The 22,085-nt window shown below is 46.4% G+C and carries 13 protein-coding genes and 2 tRNA genes; 13 read left to right on the forward strand and 2 right to left on the reverse strand.

The window, feature by feature from the left end; translation table 11 throughout:
- The first annotated feature begins 16 nt into the window (after window positions 1–16).
- From B5G04_RS00710 to B5G04_RS00735, 6 genes are all read left to right on the forward strand, one after another.
- Complete coding sequence (locus tag B5G04_RS00710) at window positions 17–1,771, forward strand: RagB/SusD family nutrient uptake outer membrane protein (protein WP_087395129.1); 1,755 nt, start codon at window positions 17–19, stop codon at window positions 1,769–1,771.
- Window positions 1,772–1,802: 31 nt separating this feature from the next.
- Window positions 1,803–2,846, forward strand: coding sequence for a DUF5627 domain-containing protein (locus B5G04_RS00715; protein ID WP_204244694.1), 1,044 nt, complete (start codon window positions 1,803–1,805; stop codon window positions 2,844–2,846).
- A gap of 32 nt (window positions 2,847–2,878) precedes the next feature.
- Window positions 2,879–5,080 (forward strand): endo-1,4-beta-xylanase, encoded by a 2,202-nt coding sequence (locus B5G04_RS00720; RefSeq protein WP_087395136.1) that lies wholly within the window; start codon window positions 2,879–2,881, stop codon window positions 5,078–5,080.
- 570 nt (window positions 5,081–5,650) lie between these two features.
- Window positions 5,651–7,261 (forward strand): glycoside hydrolase family 30 beta sandwich domain-containing protein, encoded by a 1,611-nt coding sequence (locus B5G04_RS00725; RefSeq protein ID WP_087395138.1) that lies wholly within the window; start codon window positions 5,651–5,653, stop codon window positions 7,259–7,261.
- 27 nt (window positions 7,262–7,288) lie between these two features.
- A complete protein-coding gene (locus tag B5G04_RS00730; protein WP_143270404.1) occupies window positions 7,289–9,358 on the forward strand; it encodes a hypothetical protein in 2,070 nt (689 codons plus the stop codon).
- A gap of 109 nt (window positions 9,359–9,467) precedes the next feature.
- Window positions 9,468–11,909, forward strand: a complete 2,442-nt coding sequence (locus tag B5G04_RS00735; protein WP_022038933.1) for a glycoside hydrolase family 95 protein — start codon at window positions 9,468–9,470, stop codon at window positions 11,907–11,909.
- A gap of 357 nt (window positions 11,910–12,266) precedes the next feature.
- Here the strand turns inward: B5G04_RS00735 and B5G04_RS00740 are convergent, their stop codons facing one another.
- Window positions 12,267–13,541 carry a response regulator gene (locus B5G04_RS00740; RefSeq protein WP_087395140.1) on the reverse strand — a complete coding sequence of 425 codons (1,275 nt, stop codon included), beginning with the start codon at window positions 13,539–13,541 and terminating at the stop codon, window positions 12,267–12,269.
- Between the two features lie 4 nt (window positions 13,542–13,545).
- On the opposite strand from B5G04_RS00740, the gene B5G04_RS00745 reads away from it, so the two are divergent.
- On the forward strand, window positions 13,546–15,390 hold the full coding sequence (locus tag B5G04_RS00745; RefSeq protein ID WP_204246980.1) for a glycosyl hydrolase 115 family protein: 1,845 nt from the start codon (window positions 13,546–13,548) through the stop codon (window positions 15,388–15,390).
- Between the two features lie 259 nt (window positions 15,391–15,649).
- Window positions 15,650–17,518 carry a glycoside hydrolase family 97 protein gene (locus tag B5G04_RS00750; RefSeq protein WP_087395147.1) on the forward strand — a complete coding sequence of 623 codons (1,869 nt, stop codon included), beginning with the start codon at window positions 15,650–15,652 and terminating at the stop codon, window positions 17,516–17,518.
- A 25-nt stretch (window positions 17,519–17,543) separates the two neighbouring features.
- Here the strand turns inward: B5G04_RS00750 and recO are convergent, their stop codons facing one another.
- A complete protein-coding gene (gene recO / locus B5G04_RS00755) occupies window positions 17,544–18,266 on the reverse strand; it encodes a DNA repair protein RecO (RefSeq protein WP_087395150.1) in 723 nt (240 codons plus the stop codon).
- Window positions 18,267–18,457: 191 nt separating this feature from the next.
- Here recO and B5G04_RS00760 point away from each other — a divergent pair.
- The 5 genes from B5G04_RS00760 (at window position 18,458) to B5G04_RS00780 (ending at window position 22,081) form a co-directional block, all read left to right on the forward strand.
- Window positions 18,458–18,529 (forward strand) — tRNA-Glu (locus B5G04_RS00760).
- A 43-nt stretch (window positions 18,530–18,572) separates the two neighbouring features.
- Entirely contained in the window at window positions 18,573–18,827 is a 255-nt protein-coding gene (gene rpsT / locus B5G04_RS00765; protein WP_022039305.1) for a 30S ribosomal protein S20, read from the forward strand.
- A 186-nt stretch (window positions 18,828–19,013) separates the two neighbouring features.
- A tRNA-Leu gene (locus tag B5G04_RS00770) sits at window positions 19,014–19,097 on the forward strand.
- Window positions 19,098–19,269: 172 nt separating this feature from the next.
- Window positions 19,270–21,015 (forward strand): DNA mismatch endonuclease Vsr, encoded by a 1,746-nt coding sequence (gene vsr, locus B5G04_RS00775; RefSeq protein ID WP_087395155.1) that lies wholly within the window; start codon window positions 19,270–19,272, stop codon window positions 21,013–21,015.
- Window positions 20,996–22,081, forward strand: a complete 1,086-nt coding sequence (locus B5G04_RS00780) for an HpaII family restriction endonuclease (protein ID WP_087395158.1) — start codon at window positions 20,996–20,998, stop codon at window positions 22,079–22,081. Before vsr ends, B5G04_RS00780 begins: the two co-directional genes overlap by 20 nt.
- Window positions 22,082–22,085 lie beyond the last annotated feature (4 nt).

A 22,085-nucleotide genomic window follows, 5' to 3' on the forward strand; every position in this document is an offset into this window, starting at 1 on the left:
TATTAACAGAGAAGACATGAAAAAGAAACTCATATTATTCATAGCAACTGCACTGACCCTGTCTGCTTGCGATGACCTGTTTGAACCGGCCATTGAGAATCACCAAAATCCGGAGCAGATGTATGAAGACCAGGAATATATGCGTGGAATCTTGCATACGGTATATAGTCAAGTTCCAGATTGTTACGACAATAGTGAATATGCTACCGATGATGCGGTAACCAACCAGCCGACCAATCAATTCCTGCAAATGGCAACGGGTGCCTGGACCAATACCTCATACAATCCCTTGAGCCAATGGACCAATGCTTACAATGCCATTCAGTACATTCATTTGTATTTGCTTCACGCACCTAACGTAACTTGGTCGACGAATGAAGAACAAAATGCCCTCTTCGCCCGTCGCCTGGAAGGTGAAGCTTACGGATTGCGCGGTATGTTCTACTACTACCTGATGCGTGCCCATGCCGGTTTTGGAACAAGTGGTGAACTGTTAGGTGTGCCCCTGTTCCTGACTTACCAAGTATCCGATGCCGATTTCAACCAACCACGTGCTTCTTTTCAGGCATGTGTAGAGCAAATCAATAGCGATTTGCAGCGGGCAGAAGAATTGTTACCGTTGGAATATGAAGACGTATCAGCTATCCCAGCACAATTCCAAGACATTGCAACTGATGTAAGTAATTATAATAATGTAATGGGAAGCAAAGCACGTGGACTATTTAATGGATTGGTTGCCCGTGCTTTCCGTGCCCGTATGTTAATTCTGGCTGCAAGCCCCTTGTATCAAGACGCAGCCAATAACACAACATGGGAGGATGCGGCAAATGCTGCAGCAGAAGTGATTGATTACAAAGGTGGCATAAGTGGACTGGCTTCGGACGGTATCGAATATTATTCACCTACGATTACCAACGCCATCGGCGATGGAGTTAATCCTGCTGAAATACTTTGGAGAACCAATAAAGATGGAGGAAGCAATACACAAGAAACTCAGAATTTTCCACCAAGCTTATATGGAACAGGATATATGAACCCATCACAGAATTTAGTGGATGCCTTTCCAATGGCAAACGGCTATCCGGTAGACGATGCCCGCAGCGGTTACGACGCCAACAATCCGTATGCCAACCGTGACCCTCGTTTAGACAAGTATATCATCTACAACGGAAGCAGTATTAGTGAGAAAAGTGTCACCATCAATATCACCGATGGCAATACGGACGGTATCAATGTAACAGAAAACCGTTCTACCCGTACCGGTTACTATATGAAGAAGCGCATGCGTTGGGACGTAAATCTTGACCCGGCTGCTTCTACCAACCAGCCACATTACACGCCACGTATCCGATACACGGAAATGTATTTGGATTACGCTGAAGCGGCTAATGAAGCTTGGGGACCGAAAGGTACAGGCAGTCACGGATATTCTGCTTACGACGTAATCAAAGCTATCCGCCAGCGTGCAGGGGTAGGCGGTACAGATGACCCTTACTTGGAAGCTTGTGCAGGCAGTCAGGAGCAGATGCGTGAACTGATTCATAACGAACGCCGTTTGGAACTTTGTTTCGAAGGTTCCCGCTTTTGGGACGTGCGCCGTTGGAAATTGGATTTGAATGAACCTGTTTACGGTTTACAGCAAAATGGCAACACTTACCAACGCTTTTTAGTGGAAGAACGTTCATATCAGGACTATATGTATTTTAGCCCCATCCCGAACTCAGAAATATTGAAATATAGCAACCTGGAACAGAACAGAGGATGGGAGTAAACATTAATGATAAAAAAGAAAGATGACCGACATGAAAAAGAAGAATCTATTATACGTAGGAATGGCTTCGCTGCTTGTTGGAGGTATCGCAACCTCTTGCGAAAGCGGAACGAATGAATTCGAAAACTTTGATTACAGCACCGTGTACTTCGCCAACCAGTTTGCCGAGCGTACACTGGTGTTGGGCGAAGACGAATTTACAGATAACGCTATAGACAACGAGCATAAAGTGTCTATCAAGGCAGCATGGGGAGGAGGATACAACAATCCGACAAACGTGACCATCGACTTCGAAGTAGACGAGTCATTGTGTGACAACCTCTACTTCATAGACGAGAATCGTCCGGTAGTTCCTATGCCGGCTGAGTATTATACGTTGGCATCCAATCAGATTCATATCCCAGAAGGTCAAATAGGCGGAGGAGTGGAAGTTCAATTGACCAATGCATTCTTTGCCGACGAACATGCTATTGAAAACTATTACGCCATCCCCTTACGGATGCTGCATGTAGAAGGGGCAGACTCTATCCTGCAAGGTACAGCAGGAGTAGAGAATCCGGTACTGACCAATTCTAACCATTGGACAACGCAACCCAAGAATTACGTTATCTATGCCATCAAATATGTCAACGAATGGCACGGTGAATACTTACGTCGAGGCATTGATCAAATGACGGCAAATGGCGCAACAACTTCGAATATACGTCACGAACAATATATCGAAGACGATGAAGTGGTGTATTTAACTACCAATAGCCTGAGCCGTTCCACCCTGGCATTGACCACTCAAGATACGAATGGAAATAACGTCAGTTACAACATTGCTCTTGCTTTTGGCGAAGACGGCAATTGCACCCTGTCTAGTATAACCGATGGCATTACAGTAAGCGGAACCGGCAAATTCATAAAAGACGGTGAAAAGAATAGCTTGGGAGGTAAAGACCGGGATGCCCTCTACTTGGACTATCAAGTAGACTTTCATAATTTGGGCATGCAATATGCCACGAAAGATACATTGGTGCTCCGTACCCGCGGTGTACAAGGCGGAAAGGCTTTTAATGCCGAAGTACGATAAAACTACAGGTTTAACATTTAAACAAAAAGAACATGAAATACATCAATCATAAGTTAATCGGTCTCGCTGTAGCGACGGCTCTGTTTACCGCTTGCGTAGACGAGTACGAATGCAACCTGCAGGTAGAAAAACCCGAAGAGGTGGCAGGCAGCGAGTACCTGGCTACTTTCGATGTGCTGAAGTCATACATCAGCCGGGATGCCAATTCGCCTTTCAAACTGACGGCGAACTTGAATCCAAGCGATTTCACCGCACACGAAGTGGCTTACAGCACCATTATCAACAATTTCGACGGAATAGACGTGGGCAGCACAACCTATATGCCTGCTACCTCTGTCAATGACCAAGGCGCATACGACTTCGGCGGCATGTCGACACTGGCGGATGCACTTGCAGGAACAGACGTAACGGCATACGGCGGAACGCTTGCCTCCTACCAAGGACAACGTGCTTCCTACTATGCCGAACAGTTCGAGCCGACCATCATCCCTTACGAACCGGAGAAGGGACGCACCGTGCTCTTCAACTTCGAAGCGGACGAAATAGGTACAGCTTATCCCATGAGCGGAAACAGTAGTGCTGAAGTAACTACCGACCCGGATGACCCGAACAAGAAGGTGTTGTGCGTAGGCAGGGCGGACGAATTTGCAAGTTATTCATTTGCCAAACTGAATGTAAAACTGCCCGAAGGACGCAAGCTGGGCGACTATGTAAGCCTGGAATTTGACATGCGAGTGATAGACAGCCACGGCATTTACGGTGCCGGCATGAAAGTCTACATCAATGGACAAGAGTTCAACGTGGGTATGAATGCGGCGACAATAGGTTGCAATCCAAACCAATGGAACCGCGGTGCCGTCATCAAGATGAAAGACGCTACTGCTCCAGGATTCGTATTGCCCGCCAGCTTAGCTGAACTGACCGAATTCGAACTGCAGGTAGGTACTGCTTCAGGTGAAGCCTACTACTACCTGGACAATATCTACATGAACTACGAAGTGGCAGGTACAGGCACCACCGTCATCGACTTTGAAGGCGACGAACTGGGCAAGACCTACCCGATGACGGGCGGCAGTTCGTCTGTCGTAGAAAACGACCCTACGGGTGAAAGCGGTAAAGTGCTCCATGTTGGTACAGCCAGCAGCCTTGCCAGCTATTCGTATCCGCAATTCACTGTCCAACTGCAGCCAGGCAGAACCTTGAAAGACTACACAGGCATCACACTGGACATGTACCTGATAGACGGAAAAGGCAAGTACGGAAGCGGTATGCGTGTGCTGGTCAACGGTGTAGAGTATAGTTCAGGAAAAGGTCCGGCAGCATACGGTTGTCCCGACAATGCTTGGGGACGTGGCCTTATCTACATCCCCTTTGGCGAAGGTGGTATGCCGATACCCGAAGGCATGGAAAACCTGACCGAAATCACGCTTGCCGTAGGCTCTGGCTCCGGAGAATGGCATGCGTACATCGACAACATTACCTTGAACTGGAAGATGGACGACACCATCATCGAAAAGACACCCGAAGAAAAAGCAGACATCCTGACAGCCGATATGAACGCATGGATTGGTGGCATGATGGATGCTGGAGGCGAAGCCGTAACGACATGGAATGTCATCGGCGAACCGCTCAGCCAGACACAAGATGCCAATACATTCAACTTCGGTGAATACTTGGGCGGCGATGTGGAATTCGCCCGCACGGCTGTAGCCATGGCACGCGACACGGCAGCAGTTCCGGTACAACTCTTCGTAAGCCAGACCTTCGAACAAACGGATGACATGGCATCGAAGGCAGACCAGTTGACAACGTTGGTGAACTCGTATGAAGAAGACGGCGAAACCGTCATCGACGGCTACAACATCCTGTTGCACACGGTTTACTCGAAAGACGCAACTATTCAGGCAAGCAATGAAAGCAAGATTACCGCCCTCTTCACCCGACTGAAAGAAGCAGGCAAGCCGATACGCATTTCAGACCTGAGTGTCTGCGTAGAGAATACCGATGGTACACTGATTCAGGCTGGCCAGGTTTCTACCGACGACCGGATAAATGCCGGCAAGTATTTGTCGTTCATCATGCAGGAATACCGCCGCATCATTGATGCAGCCAACCAGTACGGTATCTCGCTCTCGGGTATGAACGAATCGTCATCGGCAAACAAACTCTGCCCATGGACTTCCGGCTGGAACCGCAACTTGTTCTATGAAGGTGTTGTGAACGGGCTGAAATAAAAAAACAGCCCCTCCAAACCTCCCCCCTAAGGGGAGGCTTGGAATACCATCCTAAAGGATTTGTAATCCGGTTTTGAATACAATCTGCATTCGAAGCGGATGACAAATCCTTTATTGAATATTCGCAAACATCCCATGTAGGGGCGTATCGCATACGCCCGAATGCGTCCACTTATCCACGCGAATGTATTCGGGGCGTATGCGATACGCCCCTACAGCATGCGGACATTCATTAATCCTTTCTATGCACATCGTCTCTACCAGGCGACACATACAAATTAATATGATGTGCGCAATTAGCCAATGTAGGGGCGGGGTTAACCCGCCCGTATGCGTCCACGTGGATGTTTTCGGGCAGGCAAACCCTGCCCCTACAAGTTTATTGGCAAATACTGCATCCGCGTGAAGATTATTAATCTTACGGCGTGAAGATTATTAATCTTACAAGAAACGCAGTTAGCAGACTGTTGAAACGTAGAGAAGTAAAAGCACAAGATTGATTAACCGGACACAGAAGAACAATCAATAGTCAACATGCATAAAATCGAAAAACGTAAATAAAAAAACACCATGAAACAACTGAAATCTTTTCTATTCCTGTTTCTGGCAAGCACACTTTTCTGGGCTTGCTCGGACGATGACACCGTGAACAAAAGCTTGTGGGGCGACTCGTATGCCCGTTTCGTACGCAACGCCATGACAGTAACCTCAACCGAGGGCACTGCCGAAGCCATCATCGACTGGCAACAATCAACCTGGGAAATCACTTTGGGAGAAGGCAATATCGTGACCAATGTAACCCCCACATCGGGCGGTGACAACAACGGTGAGCACCAATTTACCAAAGTAACCCTGACCTGTAATGCCAACACTTCGATGGACACCCGTACACAGGTTATCCGCCTGACCGACCGCAACGGGACAACCACCGAGCTGACCATCACCCAAGAAGGTGCGGGCGGCATTGTACTGACCGTAGACCCGGCGGTCAAATACCAGCCGGTAGCAGGTTTCGGCGGCATGTATGCAGTCAGCATTTGGGGCACTCCCACTATTACAGCCGATGAAATGAACAAGATGTATAGTCCGGACGGACTGGGATACTCCATCCTGCGCCTGATGATTTATGCCGATGAAACCCGTTGGGCAGATGACGTGGATGGTGCTAAAATCGCACAAAGCCACGGTGCCACCGTATTTGCCTGTCCGTGGAACATTCCGGCGGAATGGGCAGACAAAGCGGACGATACCGACCACCTGAAGCCTGAACACTACGCCGACTACGCCGACCATCTTATCAAGTATATCAATTTCATGAAACAAAACGGGGTGGACATCTATGCCGTTTCGGTACAGAACGAACCCGATATGGACTTTACTGCCTGGACACCGCAAGAGGTGGTAAACTTTCTGAAGCAGGAAGGCGCACGCATCCGCGAAACCGGTGTGAAGCTGATGTCGCCCGAAGCCTGCGGCTACCAGCCCGAATATACCGATGCCGTACTGAACGATGCAGAAGCCTTTGCGCAGACCGACATCGTAGCCGGACACCTCTACCAAGGATTCATCGACTTAAGCAGCGATTACGTGAAAGGCCGCCACGACTATGTATGCGGACTTTATCCGCGTCTGGGAGGCAAAACCTGGTGGATGACCGAACATCTTTTCAATGACGGAGAGAAAGAAGAAGACCCGTCGATGTGGCAATTCCTTAACTGGGACTACAACTTCTCGCATCTGGCAAAAGAAATCCATATGTGCATGGACGGATACTGCAGTGCCTACGTCTACTGGTACCTGAAACGTTTCTATGGCATGATAGGTGACACCGATGAACGTTGCAAGGAAGAAGAAGGCGAAGTATCGAAAAACGGCTACATCCTGTCACATTACGCCCGTTACGCCACAGGCACTACCCGCATCGCTGTCACCTCCGCCAGCGAAAACATCGAAGCTACGGCCTATCTTAACGAAGCTACCGGCGAAGTGACGCTTGTCCTCCTGAACCAATCCGACCGCACGCTTAGCTTAGTCATCCCGATATCGGGAGCCAGCCAAGCTTCAGCAGTAGAAACCAACGAAACAAAAAATATGGAACCGGCAGACGTTACCGTAACCAAAGAATCCGTATCTTTGCCCATATCCGGAAAAAGTATCGTATCGGTACGCATCGGATTTTAAACCATAAAATAACCCAATTTAAACAACATGAAAAAAACTTACCCTTTGAAAGCCACGATGGCATTGGCTTTCGGACTGGCTCTCGGCACAGCGTGCGGAAACCAGCAGGCTCAGACACTCGACCCGCAACTCATCGGGACGGGTAACCCGTATCTTCCGCTTTGGGAACACCTGCCCGACGGAGAACCCCGTGTATTCGAAGACCCCGACAATCCGGGCAAGCTGCGTGCCTACATCATCGGCTCGCACGACCTGCGCATGGACAGCTATTGTGGTCCGGACATCCGTATGTGGTCGGCACCTGTGGAAGACTTGACCGACTGGCGTGATGAAGGCCCGATATTCACTTACGAAACGGAAGGCCAATGGGACGTGATGTATGCACCCGACCTTGTAGAAATCAAACAAAAAGACGGTAAGAAAGTTTACTATCTCTATCCGCACAGCCGAGGTGCCAACCGCGAGGCAATGGTATGCAAAGGTGACCGGCCTGACGGTCCGTTTACTCCTGTCAACCTGAATGAAGACGGCACACGCACAGTACCGGGCAGCATTTTAGGCTTTGACCCGTCTATTTTCATCGAAAACATTTCCGACCCGAAAGACCCGGATTATGAAATAGGTTTCCGTGCTTACGGCTTCTGGGGCTTCCAGCGTTCACTGGCAGCCCAATTGGACCAGCATACCATGTATTCTGTACGGCCAGGTACCGAAATCATCCCTTATTTCATCCCTGCCAGCTTAAGATATGGCGAGATACGCGACCCGAAGGGAACAAAATATCCGGCACTCTACAAAGAACAGAAACCGGAAGATTTCAACTTCTTCGAAGCATCATCTATCCGACAAGTAGGTAACAAGTATGTGATGATTTTCTCGGGCTATTCCGGTCCCGACTACGGATTGGGAAGCACTAACTCGACCCTGCGTTATGCCTTCGGCGATACTCCGTTAGGTCCTTGGCGCAGCGGAGGTGTATTGGTAGACTCGCGTGGTGTGGTACTTAACGAAGATGGCAGCAAGCTGCAGACCACCAATGCCGCACACAACACGCACGGCAGTCTGCAGGAAATCAACGGACAATGGTATGTATTCTATCACCGTCCTCCTCGCGGATTCGGGTTTGCACGCCAGGCGATGGTGGCACCTGTCACCATCCAATGGGATGAAAAACCCGTGGCAGAAGGAGGCAAAGTAACCATTCATGGCTACGACCCGTATGCCCCCGACAGTATCTGGCAGGCGCAGGCAAGTAACGGAGATACCTATACCGGTGCCGAAGTTACCTCGGAAGGCTTCCAGATATTCGGAATGGACCCCTACAAATATTATTCTGCCGGCTACGCATGCTACTTGTCGAATGTAGGCAGCCAACAGGATGCATGGGACATCTGGAGCAACGATATGCCTATCAACGTAAACGGTGGCGACATCATCGGTTACAAATATTTCGGCTTCGGCGGACTGTACCAAGCTCAAAAAGGCCTGAAGCCTTTTGCCGGTTCCAAAGAGTATGACAAGACTTATTTCAACCTTTTCCTGACCGCTACAACCTCATCAGCCTTCAAAGTAAGCGTATGGCTGGACGGTCCATGGGACAATGACGTGTGGAAAGGCAAGAAAATAGGTGAAATCACCGTTCCGGCAGGTTCGAGCCAAAGCGAAGTGACCAAGTTCACACTGGACGTGACTGATGCCATAAAAACACTCGACAAGAAACATGCCATCTACCTGGTAGCGGAAAGCGATGCTGAAGGACAGGTATGTGTATTGCAGGGACTGGGATTCAGTGCCGATGAAAAGACTTTGGTTTATCCTGCTGCACCGGCTGTCAGCATCCAGGTCAATGGCGAGGAAGTAGAGTTGCCTACCGTTCCCGTCCGTTCTACCAATGCCAACGGTTATACGGGATACGACCAATACGAAGCGACTTATACGCTTCCGGAAGCAACAGAAAGCGTACCTCAAATCACGGCAGCTTCGAACAATCCGGATGTAAAGATTGAAATCACCCAACCGGAAACCAAAGACGGCAAGGCCATCGTGAAGTTCGACTACAGAGGTGTTGTGAAAACATATACCGTGATAATGAATTAATGTCAGTAAGGAGTTATACCATGCACAAATAAATGCCGCATGAAGTATAACTCCTGAACAAAGTGATAACAGTTAACAGCCGCTGTGTTCAACCAATAAAACATGAAACATGAAAACACGGAAATTGATTTTAGCAATTGTATTTTCGGGACTGACGGCAATAGCCGGCTATGCCGAAGACTTGAAATTGTGGTACAGCCGTCCGGCTACGGAATGGACGGATGCCCTGCCTATCGGAAACTCGCGGATGGGAGCGATGGTATATGGCGGTACGGAACGGGAAGAACTGCAACTGAACGAAGAAACGTTTTGGGCAGGAGGACCACACGATAATAACAATTCCCTTGCCCGTTACGTGCTCCCTACGGTGCGCCAACTGATATTCGAAGGAAAGACTTGGGAAGCACAACGGTTGTGCGATGCCAATTTCTTTTCGGGAAAGAACGGCATGAGTTATCTCACCCTGGGAAGCCTTTTCCTTGATTTTACCGGACACAAGGACGCGACAAACTATTACCGCGACTTGAACATCGCCAACGCCACAGCCACTACCCGTTATGAAGTGGACGGAGTGACTTATACCCGCACGGCTTTCGCTTCGTTTACCGATAGCGTCATTGTGATGCGTGTGCAGGCAGACCGGAAAGGCGCTTTGGCTTTCCGGCTTGCTTACGAGAACCCGTTACAGCATGAAGTGAAAGCCGAAGGCAATAAGCTGTCGGTGGTTTGTTACGGCAAAGACCAGGAAGGAGTAAAGGCAGCCCTGCGTGCCGAATGCAGGGTGCAAGTGATTACCAACGGCACCGTAAATTCTTCAGATAAAACTTTGGAAGTGGCAGATGCGGATGAAGCGGTGATTTATATCGCTGCGGCTACCAATTACGTGAACTATCACGATGTAAGCGGCGATGCGGCGACACGTGCAGAAAACCGCTTAGCCCAAGCTGTGAAAGTGCCCTATGAAAAAGCACTGGCTACCCACACCGCTTACTACCAAAGCCTGTTCAACCGGGTACAGCTGACGATTGGCGAACAGACAGACGAAGTTTCCCGGAAGGAAACCGATATACGTATCCGCGATTTCAACCAAGGCAAGGACCAGACCTTACCTGTACTGCTTTTCCAGTACGGACGCTACCTGCTGATTTCGTCTTCACAACCCGACGGGCAACCTGCCAACCTGCAAGGCATTTGGAACCGCAGCGTAAACGCACCGTGGGACAGCAAGTACACCATTAACATCAACACGGAAATGAACTATTGGCCTGCCGAGACTACTAATCTAAGCGAAATGCACCAACCGCTGTTCGCCATGCTGAAAGACTTGTCGGAAACGGGAGCGAAAACAGCACGCGAAATGTATGACTGCCGGGGATGGGTGGCACATCATAATACCGACTTGTGGCGCATTGCAGGTCCGGTAGACTTCGCCGCTGCAGGTATGTGGCCCAGTGGCGGATTCTGGCTAAGCCAGCATTTGTGGCAACATTACTTGTTTACGGGCGACCTGACGTTTTTGCGGGAATATTATCCGATATTGAAAGGCGCGGCATTGTTCTGTCTGGATTTCCTTGCCGAAAACCCGAATACCCGCGAATGGGTCATTGCCCCTTCAGTGTCACCCGAACACGGTCCGGTAACAGCAGGATGCACAATGGATAACCAGTTGGCATTCGATGTGCTTTCGAACGCACTGCGCGCTTCCTTGGCTGTAGGCGATGAGACAAGTTTCCAAGACACGTTGCGGCAGACGATTGACCGCTTGCCACCGATGCGGATAGGCAAACACGGCCAACTGCAAGAGTGGACAGAAGATGCAGACAATCCGAAAGACGAGCACCGGCACATTTCGCACCTCTACGGACTGCATCCCAGCAACCAGGTATCGCCCTACAGCCACCCCGAACTGTTTCAGGCTGCACATACCACGTTAGAGCAACGGGGCGACAAGGCTACAGGCTGGAGCATCGGCTGGAAAATCAATTTTTGGGCGCGGATGCTTGACGGCAATCATGCATTCCGTCTGATTAGCAATATGCTGCAGCTCTTGCCGAGCGATGCCGAAGCAAGCCAATATCCCGAAGGACGCACGTATCCCAACCTGTTCGACGCGCATCCGCCTTTCCAGATAGACGGAAACTTCGGCGCAACAGCAGGCATTGCCGAAATGTTGTTGCAAAGCCACGACGGAGCGGTACATCTGCTTCCGGCATTGCCCGATGTATGGAGCAAAGGTGAAGTGAAAGGCCTGGTTGCCCGCGGCGGCTTCGAAGTAACGATGAAGTGGGACAAAAGCAAATTGCGTGAAGCGGTCATTCTGTCGAAACTGGGCGGCACATTGCGTGTCCGTTCGTATGTGCCGCTGAAAGGCAAAGGCTTACACGAAGCCCAAGGTGAATGCCCGAACCCGTTGTATGCTCCCGCAGCCATCAAAACACCGCAGGTATCACCTGAATTAGGCACTCCTGCCAAACCTGCCCTCCGCAAAGTATACGAATACGACATCGATACGAAACCCGGAAAGCGTTACCGCCTGATAATGGATAACTGATAATGGCTCGAAAGGAGTTAGAAGGAGTTAATGCCAATAGCGCAGAAGTATTGGCTTCTATCTCCCTCTAACTTCTTGTCGGCTAAATCGGACATTCATTGAGAAGCTGTTTTGAATTTATCGTGCGATGATTTGGGATGAGTTTTTGAGGCATTTCCGTTTCTGTGATGAGGAAGATAGCGGGCTATCTGACGAAGAACAGGAGCGAAAAGGACCAAAAAATCGCCCAAAGCACACACGAAAACGGATACATCAAGCCAAGAAAAACTTTTTGGAGAAATTCAAAACAGCTTCTGATATAATTTGTGCCGGCGCGGGCCTTTCTGCGTCATCGGTGTTCCATCAGCATGAGTATGTTCAGGCTTCATCCGGATGTTTCGTACCAGTTCCGGTAACCTCCGTGTCTTCGGATGCTTTTTCTCCTGTTTCTGCGTACTCCGTCGGAGTCATCCCATATTGTCTTCTGAACATCGTCGAGAAATGGGTCTGACTGGAAAATCCTACAGCATAAGCCACTTGCGTAATCATAAGCCGCTTTTCCTTCAAAAGCCGTGCAGCCTGACGCAAACGGATATTACGGATAAAATCGCTTACCGCAAGACCGGTTATGTCTTTCATCCGGCGGTGCAATTGGGTACGGCTCATACCGACTTCCTTTGCCAACAATTCCACACTCAGCATGGGATTACCCAAATTCTGGTCAATGACTGTCATTACACGTTCCATCAATATCTCGTCCGTATTTTTCACCTTGAGCGGTTTCACCTTCCCTTCCTGCTCCTGGCTACCGGAATATTTCCCTTTCAGGCGAAGACGATTGCTTATCAGGTTGGCAATGAGCACATCCAGTTCATCCTGACTGAACGGTTTGTTCAGATATCCGTCCGCTCCTTGTTCCAGACCTTCCATACGACTGGCCAATTCGGTTTTCGAAGTCAACAGCACAACCGGAATGTGGTTGGTGTTGGGATTCTTCTTCAGTTCCTTCAGCAACTGAAATCCGTCCATTTCCGGCATCATCACATCCGACACGACCACATCGGGCAACGTGGCAAGTGCTTTCTGCCATCCTTCCATGCCGTCGGCAGCCACATCTACCCGGTAATGAACCGACAGGCTTTCCTGCAAGAAATTCCGCAAAACCTCATCATCGTCTATCACAAGCACACGGTAATGTGTCGGATTCCGCTTTCCTTTCTCCTGGACGGGGAAATAGGCAGGTTCCTCCACACGTCCATGTAAGGAAAGATGTTCTTCCGGCTTCCCATCTGCCATTTCTTCTTTTTTCAGATGCTTGTTTCCCAAAGGTAAACGCACCACAAATCTGCTTCCCTGCACATCTTTCCTGTTTTCTGCAAAAATGACACCATAATGAAGCTTTACCAATGCCTGACATAAATTCAGCCCAATGCCGAACCCTTGCCGGGCAGATACACGGCCGGATTCGCTTTGATAAAAGCGTTCGAATATCTTCTTCAGTTCTCTTTCATTCAAGCCTTTACCTGTATCCTCTACTGCTATCTCCAAATAATCGCGCAAAGGTCCTGCCGCATCCGGAGCACTGCCCGTCTTCACACTGACACAGACGGTTCCTGGCTGCGGAGTATATTTCAATGCATGGGCTATCTTCACCGAAGTGCAACGATATTACGACAAAGGCTTTAACGTGCCCGATGATGTGCTCCTGCTTTTCTGCGACAACAACTGGGGGTACCTTCGGCGCACCGGACCGCTAAAAGAAAAGAACCGCAAAGGTGGAATGGGATTGTATTATCACATTGACATGAACGGCGGACCGTGGAACGACCGTTGGGTGAACACAAGCCCCATACCTAAATTACGAGAACAGTTCCACCTTGCTTACGAAACCGGCATCGATGACCTTTGGGTCATCAATGTGGGTGACCTGAAGCCCAAAGAGCTTCCCATTGATTTCATCTTACGCTATGCATGGAATCCCCATAACATCCCAGCCGACAAGACAGACAACTACACCCGGGAATGGGCAGCGCAGAATTTTGGTGACGAATACGCTGAAGAAATAGCAGACATTGTTTCAAAATATCCGAAATACAACCTGTGGCGAAAAGCAGAAGTGCAAGTAGCCGGCATTTTCAGCGTGGTGAACCATCGCGAAACCGACCGTGTGGAAAAGCTTTGGAAAGAAGTGGAAGCGAAAGCCGAAGTACTCAAAAAACGTATCCCTGCCGACTGGCAAGATGCTTATTTCCAACTGGTGTATTATCCCACCGTAGCTTCTGCCGGAATAGCTAACATCTACACTGCCACTACACGCAACCATCTTTATGCAAAGCAGGGCAGACCTTTGGCCAACCTGTATGCGAAGCAAGCTGAAGAATTGTTCGAAAAAGACAAACGACTGACATGTTATTACAATGATACACTGGCAAACGGCAAATGGAAAAACATGATGTCGGACATACACATCGGTTACACACAATGGTCCATGCCCAAACAAGCACTGCTTCCTTCCTTACAACAAGTCACCCTGCAAGACACCCCATCTTTAGGCATTTGCCCAGAAGGCTGCGAGGCTACCGACTATACGGACAAACTGGCATTGCCTCTATTTGACGCATTGCTTGACCAAACCTATTATATTGACCTCTTCAACCGAGGAAAAGGAAGCATCAATTTCACGGCAACTCCGTCACAAACTTGGATAAAAGTCAGCCAACCCTCCGGGACGGTAAAAACCGAAACGCGCCTCCAAGTCAACATAGACTGGGCTGCCATCGGCAATGGAACACACGAAGCCTGCCTGACCATCAAGAGTGGAGAAACCAACTTTCCTATCGGTATCCGGGCCGTCAAAGGACAAGCACCAGACACAAAGGAAGCCTATTTCGGCAATTTGAGTAAAACCGAATTTTCCATCCCAGCATACCTATATAACAAAAACGTTCCCGGAAAAGATGCCGCATGGACTGAACTGCCCGACTTGGGAAGAGGATATGCCTGTATGGGTATCAGCCCTGTAACAGCTCCTAGTGCCCAGCCTGAGGAAGCCCCATACCTAGAATACCAGATACTACTGCCCGATACTGGAACCGTCTCGCTCTGCATCGGTATCTTACCCACACAAGACGTTTATCCCGAACGAGGCTTGCGTATCGCCGTAGCAATAGACGATGAAATACCGGAAGTGATAGATGCCCGCCAAGGATTCGTGGACACATCCGGCGAATACAATCCAGCCAACTTGGCTCAGTCGCCCAACCTGAAACCACTTCCCAAGCAAGACAAGACCATCAAGCTTACCGGTTCCAAGCAACTTCGCCGTAACGAAGTATTCGACAACCTGCGTATGCTAACCACAAAACTGCATGTAAAGAAAGCAGGTATGCATAGATTAAAACTATATATGATTGATCCGGAAATCGTACTCGAACAACTCGTCCTCTATCCCGACAACCGGTATCCAAGCTATTTTGGAGCACCTGCAGTACGACACCAATAACTCTCATCACAATGAGCCTGCCTTAAAATAAAAGACAGCTTTCATTTGTCATTCTGTCCCAGAGCGAAGGATCTCGAAAACATAAACTATTATATGAGAGCCCCTTCGCTCTGAGACAGAATGACCTTACTTTTTCAATAGTCATTGTTTGAAACTGTTTTGAATTTCTACATGATAAAATACACCTCTACCAATTGTCACCATCCGCTTTTTTCCGTATATTTGCCTATCCAAACTTATAAAACTGTTAAAACCACCTATGAAACACAAATTATTTGCCATATTCACAACGCTGTTATTTACTTTTACATTGCAAGCTGCCGAAATCCATTCACCCAACGGACAAATCAGCGTAACCCTACACTGCCCGGAAAATAATGCAGCAGGCACAGCCTGCCTTTCTATCCGATACGGAGACCAATACATTTTCAACCAAATCCATTTGGGAATACAGACCAACCGACAAGACTTGTCCTCTAAGCTGCGCCTGCAATCGGCATCGGAAACAAGCCTTCACACCGATGATTATCAAATGATCACCGGCAAACGCCAGCACTGTATCAACCATGCCAATGAGCGGAGATTCATTCTGGTAAACGATAAAGAACAATGTCTGACACTTATTATACGGGCATACGATGACGGAATCGCTTTCCGCTACCAGCTGAAAACAGCCCCAAACGGAGAAATGATTACAAACGAATGTACTTCCTATGATCTGGCAACAGGTTCTCCACGCTGGATGCGTCCCCGCTCAGTAGACAACGAAGGCTTTTATCCTTTCAGCACCGAAGGTTGCAAATCCGGCGAATGGGGATATCCCGCCTTAATGGAACCACAGAAAGATGTATTCGCCCTGATAACCGAATCGGATTTACAACGTATTCATTGTGGAACTTATCTGGTAAACGAAGGCACGGAACGTTATCGGGTGAAAATGGTAGAGGATGCATTATCTGTGACGGGCGAATGGCATTCAGCGTGGCATACACTTATCATCGGTACACTGGCCGACATTACCGAATCGACCTTGACAACCGATGTCGCTACACCCTGTCAGCTAAAGGATACCAGTTGGATAAAACCCGGTAATGCATCGTGGATTTACTGGGCACACAATCACGGGGCACGCAATTGCGCCTTGCTGAAGCAATACGTAGACTTGGCTGCTTCCATGCACTGGCCCTATACACTGATCGATGCCGAATGGGACCAAATGACGGGAGGTACCATCGAAGATGTCCTCGCTTATGCTCATTCGAAAGACATTCGCCCGATACTTTGGTATAACTCAACCACCAACTGGATTGAAGGAGCACCTACTCCACTCTACCGCCTCAACAAGGCAACCGACCGTGAAAAGGAATTTGCCTGGCTGGAAAAGCAAGGAGTGAAAGGTGTAAAAGTGGACTTCTTCCCAACCGACACCCAGCAAGCAATCAACTATTATTTCGACTTACTGGAGGACGCAGCACGCCACCACTTGCTCGTAAACCTGCACGGAGGTACACTACCGTGGGGCTGGCAACGTACCTATCCGCAACTGATTACCTTGGAATCCGTATATGGAGCTGAATGGTATAATAACAACGAACGACTCACCTCACGTGCAGCCTGCCACAACGCGACCTTGCCTTTTACACGCAACGTTATAGGCTCAATGGACTATACACCCGGCACATTTTCTGACTCGCAGCACCCACACATCACCAGTTACGGTCACGAGTTAGCTCTGCCCATCCTTTTCGAATCGGGCATCCAGCATATGCCTGATCGTCCTGAAACGTACCAAAGCCTGCCTGACGAGGTGAAACAGCTTTTATCAACTCTCCCTACAACGTGGGATGATACCAGACTGCTGAGCGGATATCCTGGAGAACACGCCGTTCTGGCACGCAAAAAAGGAAACACATGGTACATTGCCGGCATCAACGGAAAAGACACGCCGGCAATCCTCCGTTTTTCACTGCAACGCCTTTCATTGCCACAACAGACGGCTGTACTTTTCATCGGGGACGGAACAGATGAAAAATCATTCCGCATCGAAAAAAATCGTTCCATAGGAAAAGAGACAGAAGTTCCTTGTCTGGCACGAGGTGGATTCGTAATGCAAATAACCCTCCCCTAACTCTCCTCATCGGAAAAACGCCTGTTTAAAAAAGTTCCTGAAGTACCCGGAATGACTTCAATTCCTGGAAATCAGGAAGATGCAGGCGATAATATTCATGAATGATGTCGAGGCAACGATTGCGCTGGGTACGATTCATCCCAAACAAATACATCGTATCATAGTTCATACGCATCAAATTACAGATGCGCGAAGCCTCAGCAGGAACGACAAACATACCATGCGATGGTGGCTCCGTCACAAAACAGGCATTCAACAAATCAAAACAGCAACCTTCGGCATAATCTTCCATATTCGGATACAACCCCAGGAAACGAGACAAACGCATCAAAAAGACTAAGTGAAAATTAGCAAAACTTTTTTCACACGCATCAAGCCATTGTATCGAATAAACCAAATAAGAAAACAATGATGCACTGGCTCCCTCTTCTTTCAAAGCACGATAAAGAAACTCAGCCAGAAACAGCGCAATAGCAGACTTATAGGGATCGTAAGGCAAGGATTGGAAAACCATCCATGCCTTCGCCTCACGAATGGGATGTACACTGGCACGAGGACGCACCTCGGCTTCGAACTCTACCAACGACAAGGGCTGGAACAGCACCGACCTTACCATTGACTTGCGTGAACGTTGCGCCGGGAACAAGAAGGACATCCTCCCACCCTCACCTGTATAAATACAGGCAATATTTGAACGGTCATTATACTTCAGTGTATGTAACACTACTCCCTGATATTTCTGTAACATGGCTCTACAAATAAAACTAAAGAATCAAAATGTGACACTGATCTCACTTCCATTCACTGTTTTACACTTGCAAAGATATGACTTTTAAGGAGAAAGTATATTTTTTCTGCAGAAAGTTTTGCAGGAATAAAAAATCTTCCTACCTTTGCATCCGCAAATGAGGGATACTTTCCTCGAAAGCATCAAAGGATGGCCCGTTCGTCTATCGGTTAGGACGCAAGATTTTCATTCTTGAAAGGGGAGTTCGATTCTCCCACGGGCTACATAATAAACAGAATCACGAACAATATTTAAAGATTAGTCGAGATGGCAAATCACAAATCATCTATTAAAAGAATCAGACAAGCTGAAAAAAGAAGACTTCACAACAGATATTATGCTAAAACAATGCGTAACGCAGTGAAGAAACTTCGTATGACTACTGACAAGGCAGAAGCAGTAGCAATGTATCCTAAAGTACAAAAGATTTTGGATAAAGTAGCTCAACGCAACATTATCCATAAGAACAAAGCTGCTAACTTAAAGTCAAAACTGGCTGCTCATATTGCTAAATTGGCTTAAGTAATTGTTAGCACAAAAAGATAACAAGGTTGAATCTTACCGATTCAGCCTTTTGTTATTTGTACTCAGATATTAAATAATAGAAGAGAGATGATGTTAAAAGTATTTTAGAATATTCCAAAACCCCTATAAATATTTGGAACTTTAATATATACTTCTTACCTTTGCACCGCAATTCAACGGAATGCCCAGATGGCGGAATCGGTAGACGCGCTGGTCTCAAACACCAGTGGAGTAAAATCCATCCCGGTTCGACCCCGGGTCTGGGTACAGAATGAAAGGCTAAGTGATTAATAATTAATCACTTAGCCTTTTTGCTTGTCTGATTTTTCCCCACATTTTCCCCACATGTGCTTTTGTCGGTGCTTTTTTCGTAATATAATCTGGTATTAAATAAGGAAAATATGTAATTTTGCATATAGCTACAATTATCATTTAATTTATGAGTAATCTGACAAAGGAACAGAGGCATAGAAATATGCAAGCAAACAAGTCTAAAGGGACATCAATAGAGATATTGTTTGGGAAACTTCTTTGGAATGCAGGTGTTAGATATCATAAAAATGATAAAAACATATTTGGCAAGCCTGATTTTTCCATTGGAGAACATAAAATTGCGATTTTTTGTGATGGGGATTTTTGGCATGGTAAAGATTGGTTGGTTCATAAAAATGACCATAAATCGAATTGTGAGTTTTGGTACAAAAAGATAGAACGAAACATTCAAAGGGATAATGAAGTAAATGATTATCTTATAAAGAATGGCTGGAAAGTTTTCCGTTTTTGGGAAAGTGAACTTAAGAGCCAACCTGATAAGTGTTTGAATGAAATTTTAAGTTATATGAACAATATAAAAAAAGAAAACTGTATATTGATGAAAGGACTATTTGGAAATTCGAAATTGGCAGTACAGATGTTTGGCCCTCATTCTCTGAATGAGGACGGAACAATTATGCCGTTTGATATGCAAATAGCCATAATATCACATTTCTTACACAATAAAGGTTCTAAGTTCGATTCCCCTTTTAGGCAAAAAGCTAAAGGTTTAATTGAGGACTTTACAGAAAAACGAAGTGGCTTAGAGAATGATACTGATTCTTGTGTTTCAGAGGACAGCATACAATATTCTTTGTTTCCAGAACTATTTTCAGTTCCTTTTTTACCTGATGAAAACCCCAAATTCACATTCATTGATTTGTTCGCTGGAATTGGAGGATTTAGAATGGCCATGCAAAATTTGGGAGGTAAATGTGTTTTTTCTTCTGAGTGGGATTCTCAAGCCCAAAAAACTTATTTTTTGAACTATGGAGAAGTTCCGTTTGGGGATATAACAAGTGAGGTGACAAAGTCATTCATACCAGATGATTTTGATGTATTATGTGCTGGATTCCCATGTCAAGCATTTTCTTTGGCAGGTAAGCGTCTTGGGTTTGAAGAAACAAGAGGAACATTGTTTTTCGACGTTGCCGAGATTCTTCGCAGAAAAAGACCAAAAGCTTTCTTCTTAGAAAATGTAAAAGGTCTTCTCATTCATGACAAAGGAAAAACAATTCAGACTATTTTGAAAGTACTTCGGGAAGATTTGGACTATTATGTTCCTGAACCACAAATAGTAAATGCTATGAACTTTGGAGTTCCGCAACATAGGGAAAGAGTTTATATTGTAGGATTCCGTAAAGACCAGAATGTAGAAGAATTTACATATCCACAACCTACAGATACATCAAAAACTTTTGCTGATGTAAAAGAAAAAGAAGTTGTTTCTGCAAAATATTATTTGTCAACACAATATATCAAAACCTTAGTGGCTCATAAAGAAAGACATGAAGCCAAAGGTAATGGATTCGGATATGAGATAATACCAGATAATGGTGTGGCAAATGCAATTGTTGTTGGAGGAATGGGAAGAGAAAGAAATCTGGTTATTGATAATCGTCTTACAGATTTTACTCCGGTTACGAAAATTAAAGGGGAGGTTAATCGTGAAGGATTACGTCGAATGACTCCACGTGAATGGGCAAGATTGCAAGGCTTTCCTGATACTTTTATTATTGAGGTTGCTGATGCATCTGCGTATAAACAATTTGGTAATTCTGTTGCGGTTCCTGCTATTCAAGCAACTGCGCAAGAAATCATTAAAAGAATAGACCTTTCTAAATCAAAGCAATATGGCTATAACAGGAAATAAAGGAGAATGGAGTGAAATATATACTCTGCTAAAATTATTAGGAGAAGGTAAGGTATATGCAGGCGATCAAAATTTAAATAGAATACAAAACCTGTTTTATCCAATAATAATGATTCTCCGTCAAGAAAAAGAGGGTAATTATAATTACAAGATACTTGATAAGGACGTGGTTATTCAGACTCCAGAAAATGAAGAGTTACTTAGGATTCCAGCATCTGTATTTCTTGATGAATCTGAAAAGTTACTCAGTGCCATAAATTCAGGAAATGGAGCTTTTCCTGTAGTGGAAACTGAAAAGTTTATGCATAGAATAAAGTGTCATTCATTAAAAGCGAAATCGTCAGATAAAACAGATATTCGTATAATTCTCCATGACAGGCGTACTAAGCTCAATTCTGAAATGGGATTCAGTATTAAGTCTCAACTTGGTGGTGATTCAACTTTGATAAACGCAAGCAAAGCCACGAACTTTACTTTTAAAATTGAAGGCTCACGGTTAACAGACAGAGAAATAGCACAAATCAATGGCATTTCAACTAAAAATAAAGTTTCTGACAGGTATAATGCAATAAAAAAGCATGGAGGTAAACTTATATTTGATTCTATTGATAACCACACATTTAGAAATAATCTAATAATGCTCGACAGTAATCTTCCAGCTGTCATTGCCTATTTGTTAACAAATCGTTTGGAGACAGGAGAAACAGGATTGAAGGAACTTTCCATAACACTGGGAAAAGACAATCCATTAAAATTTGAAACTGATAATCCGACTGTTTTTTACGAATATAAAATAAAGCATCTATTGACTTCTGCGGCATTGGGTATGATGCCTGCAAAAGTTTGGAATGGTCAATATGATGCAAATGGAGGCTATTTGGTTGTTAAGAAAGATGGTGAAATTTTATGTTATCATTTCTATGATAGAAACCGTTTTGAAGAATATTTGTTTACAAATGCTTATCTGGAACGCTCAAGCACAACCAGACATGAATATGCTTTAATTGTAAAAGGGAATGATGGGGCGCTTTATTTTAAGCTGAATTTTCAAGTGAGATTAAAATAATTAT

The sequence above is a fragment of the Bacteroides sp. An51A genome, from assembly GCF_002161565.1.
GTDB lineage: Bacteria > Bacteroidota > Bacteroidia > Bacteroidales > Bacteroidaceae > Phocaeicola > Phocaeicola intestinalis.

What these genes read in the sequence shown, in the direction of transcription:
- B5G04_RS00780 (WP_087395158.1), top strand. Translation starts at nt 20,996, where the DNA reads ATGGCTATAACAGGAAATAAAGGAGAATGGAGTGAAATATATACTCTG.
- B5G04_RS00735 (WP_022038933.1), top strand. Translation starts at nt 9,468, where the DNA reads ATGAAAACACGGAAATTGATTTTAGCAATTGTATTTTCGGGACTGACG.
- B5G04_RS00730 (WP_143270404.1), top strand. Translation starts at nt 7,289, where the DNA reads ATGAAAAAAACTTACCCTTTGAAAGCCACGATGGCATTGGCTTTCGGA.
- B5G04_RS00710 (WP_087395129.1), top strand. Translation starts at nt 17, where the DNA reads ATGAAAAAGAAACTCATATTATTCATAGCAACTGCACTGACCCTGTCT.
- B5G04_RS00725 (WP_087395138.1), top strand. Translation starts at nt 5,651, where the DNA reads ATGAAACAACTGAAATCTTTTCTATTCCTGTTTCTGGCAAGCACACTT.
- B5G04_RS00715 (WP_204244694.1), top strand. Translation starts at nt 1,803, where the DNA reads ATGAAAAAGAAGAATCTATTATACGTAGGAATGGCTTCGCTGCTTGTT.
- vsr (WP_087395155.1), top strand. Translation starts at nt 19,270, where the DNA reads ATGAGTAATCTGACAAAGGAACAGAGGCATAGAAATATGCAAGCAAAC.
- B5G04_RS00750 (WP_087395147.1), top strand. Translation starts at nt 15,650, where the DNA reads ATGAAACACAAATTATTTGCCATATTCACAACGCTGTTATTTACTTTT.
- B5G04_RS00720 (WP_087395136.1), top strand. Translation starts at nt 2,879, where the DNA reads ATGAAATACATCAATCATAAGTTAATCGGTCTCGCTGTAGCGACGGCT.
- rpsT (WP_022039305.1), top strand. Translation starts at nt 18,573, where the DNA reads ATGGCAAATCACAAATCATCTATTAAAAGAATCAGACAAGCTGAAAAA.
- recO (WP_087395150.1), bottom strand. Translation starts at nt 18,266, where the DNA reads ATGTTACAGAAATATCAGGGAGTAGTGTTACATACACTGAAGTATAAT.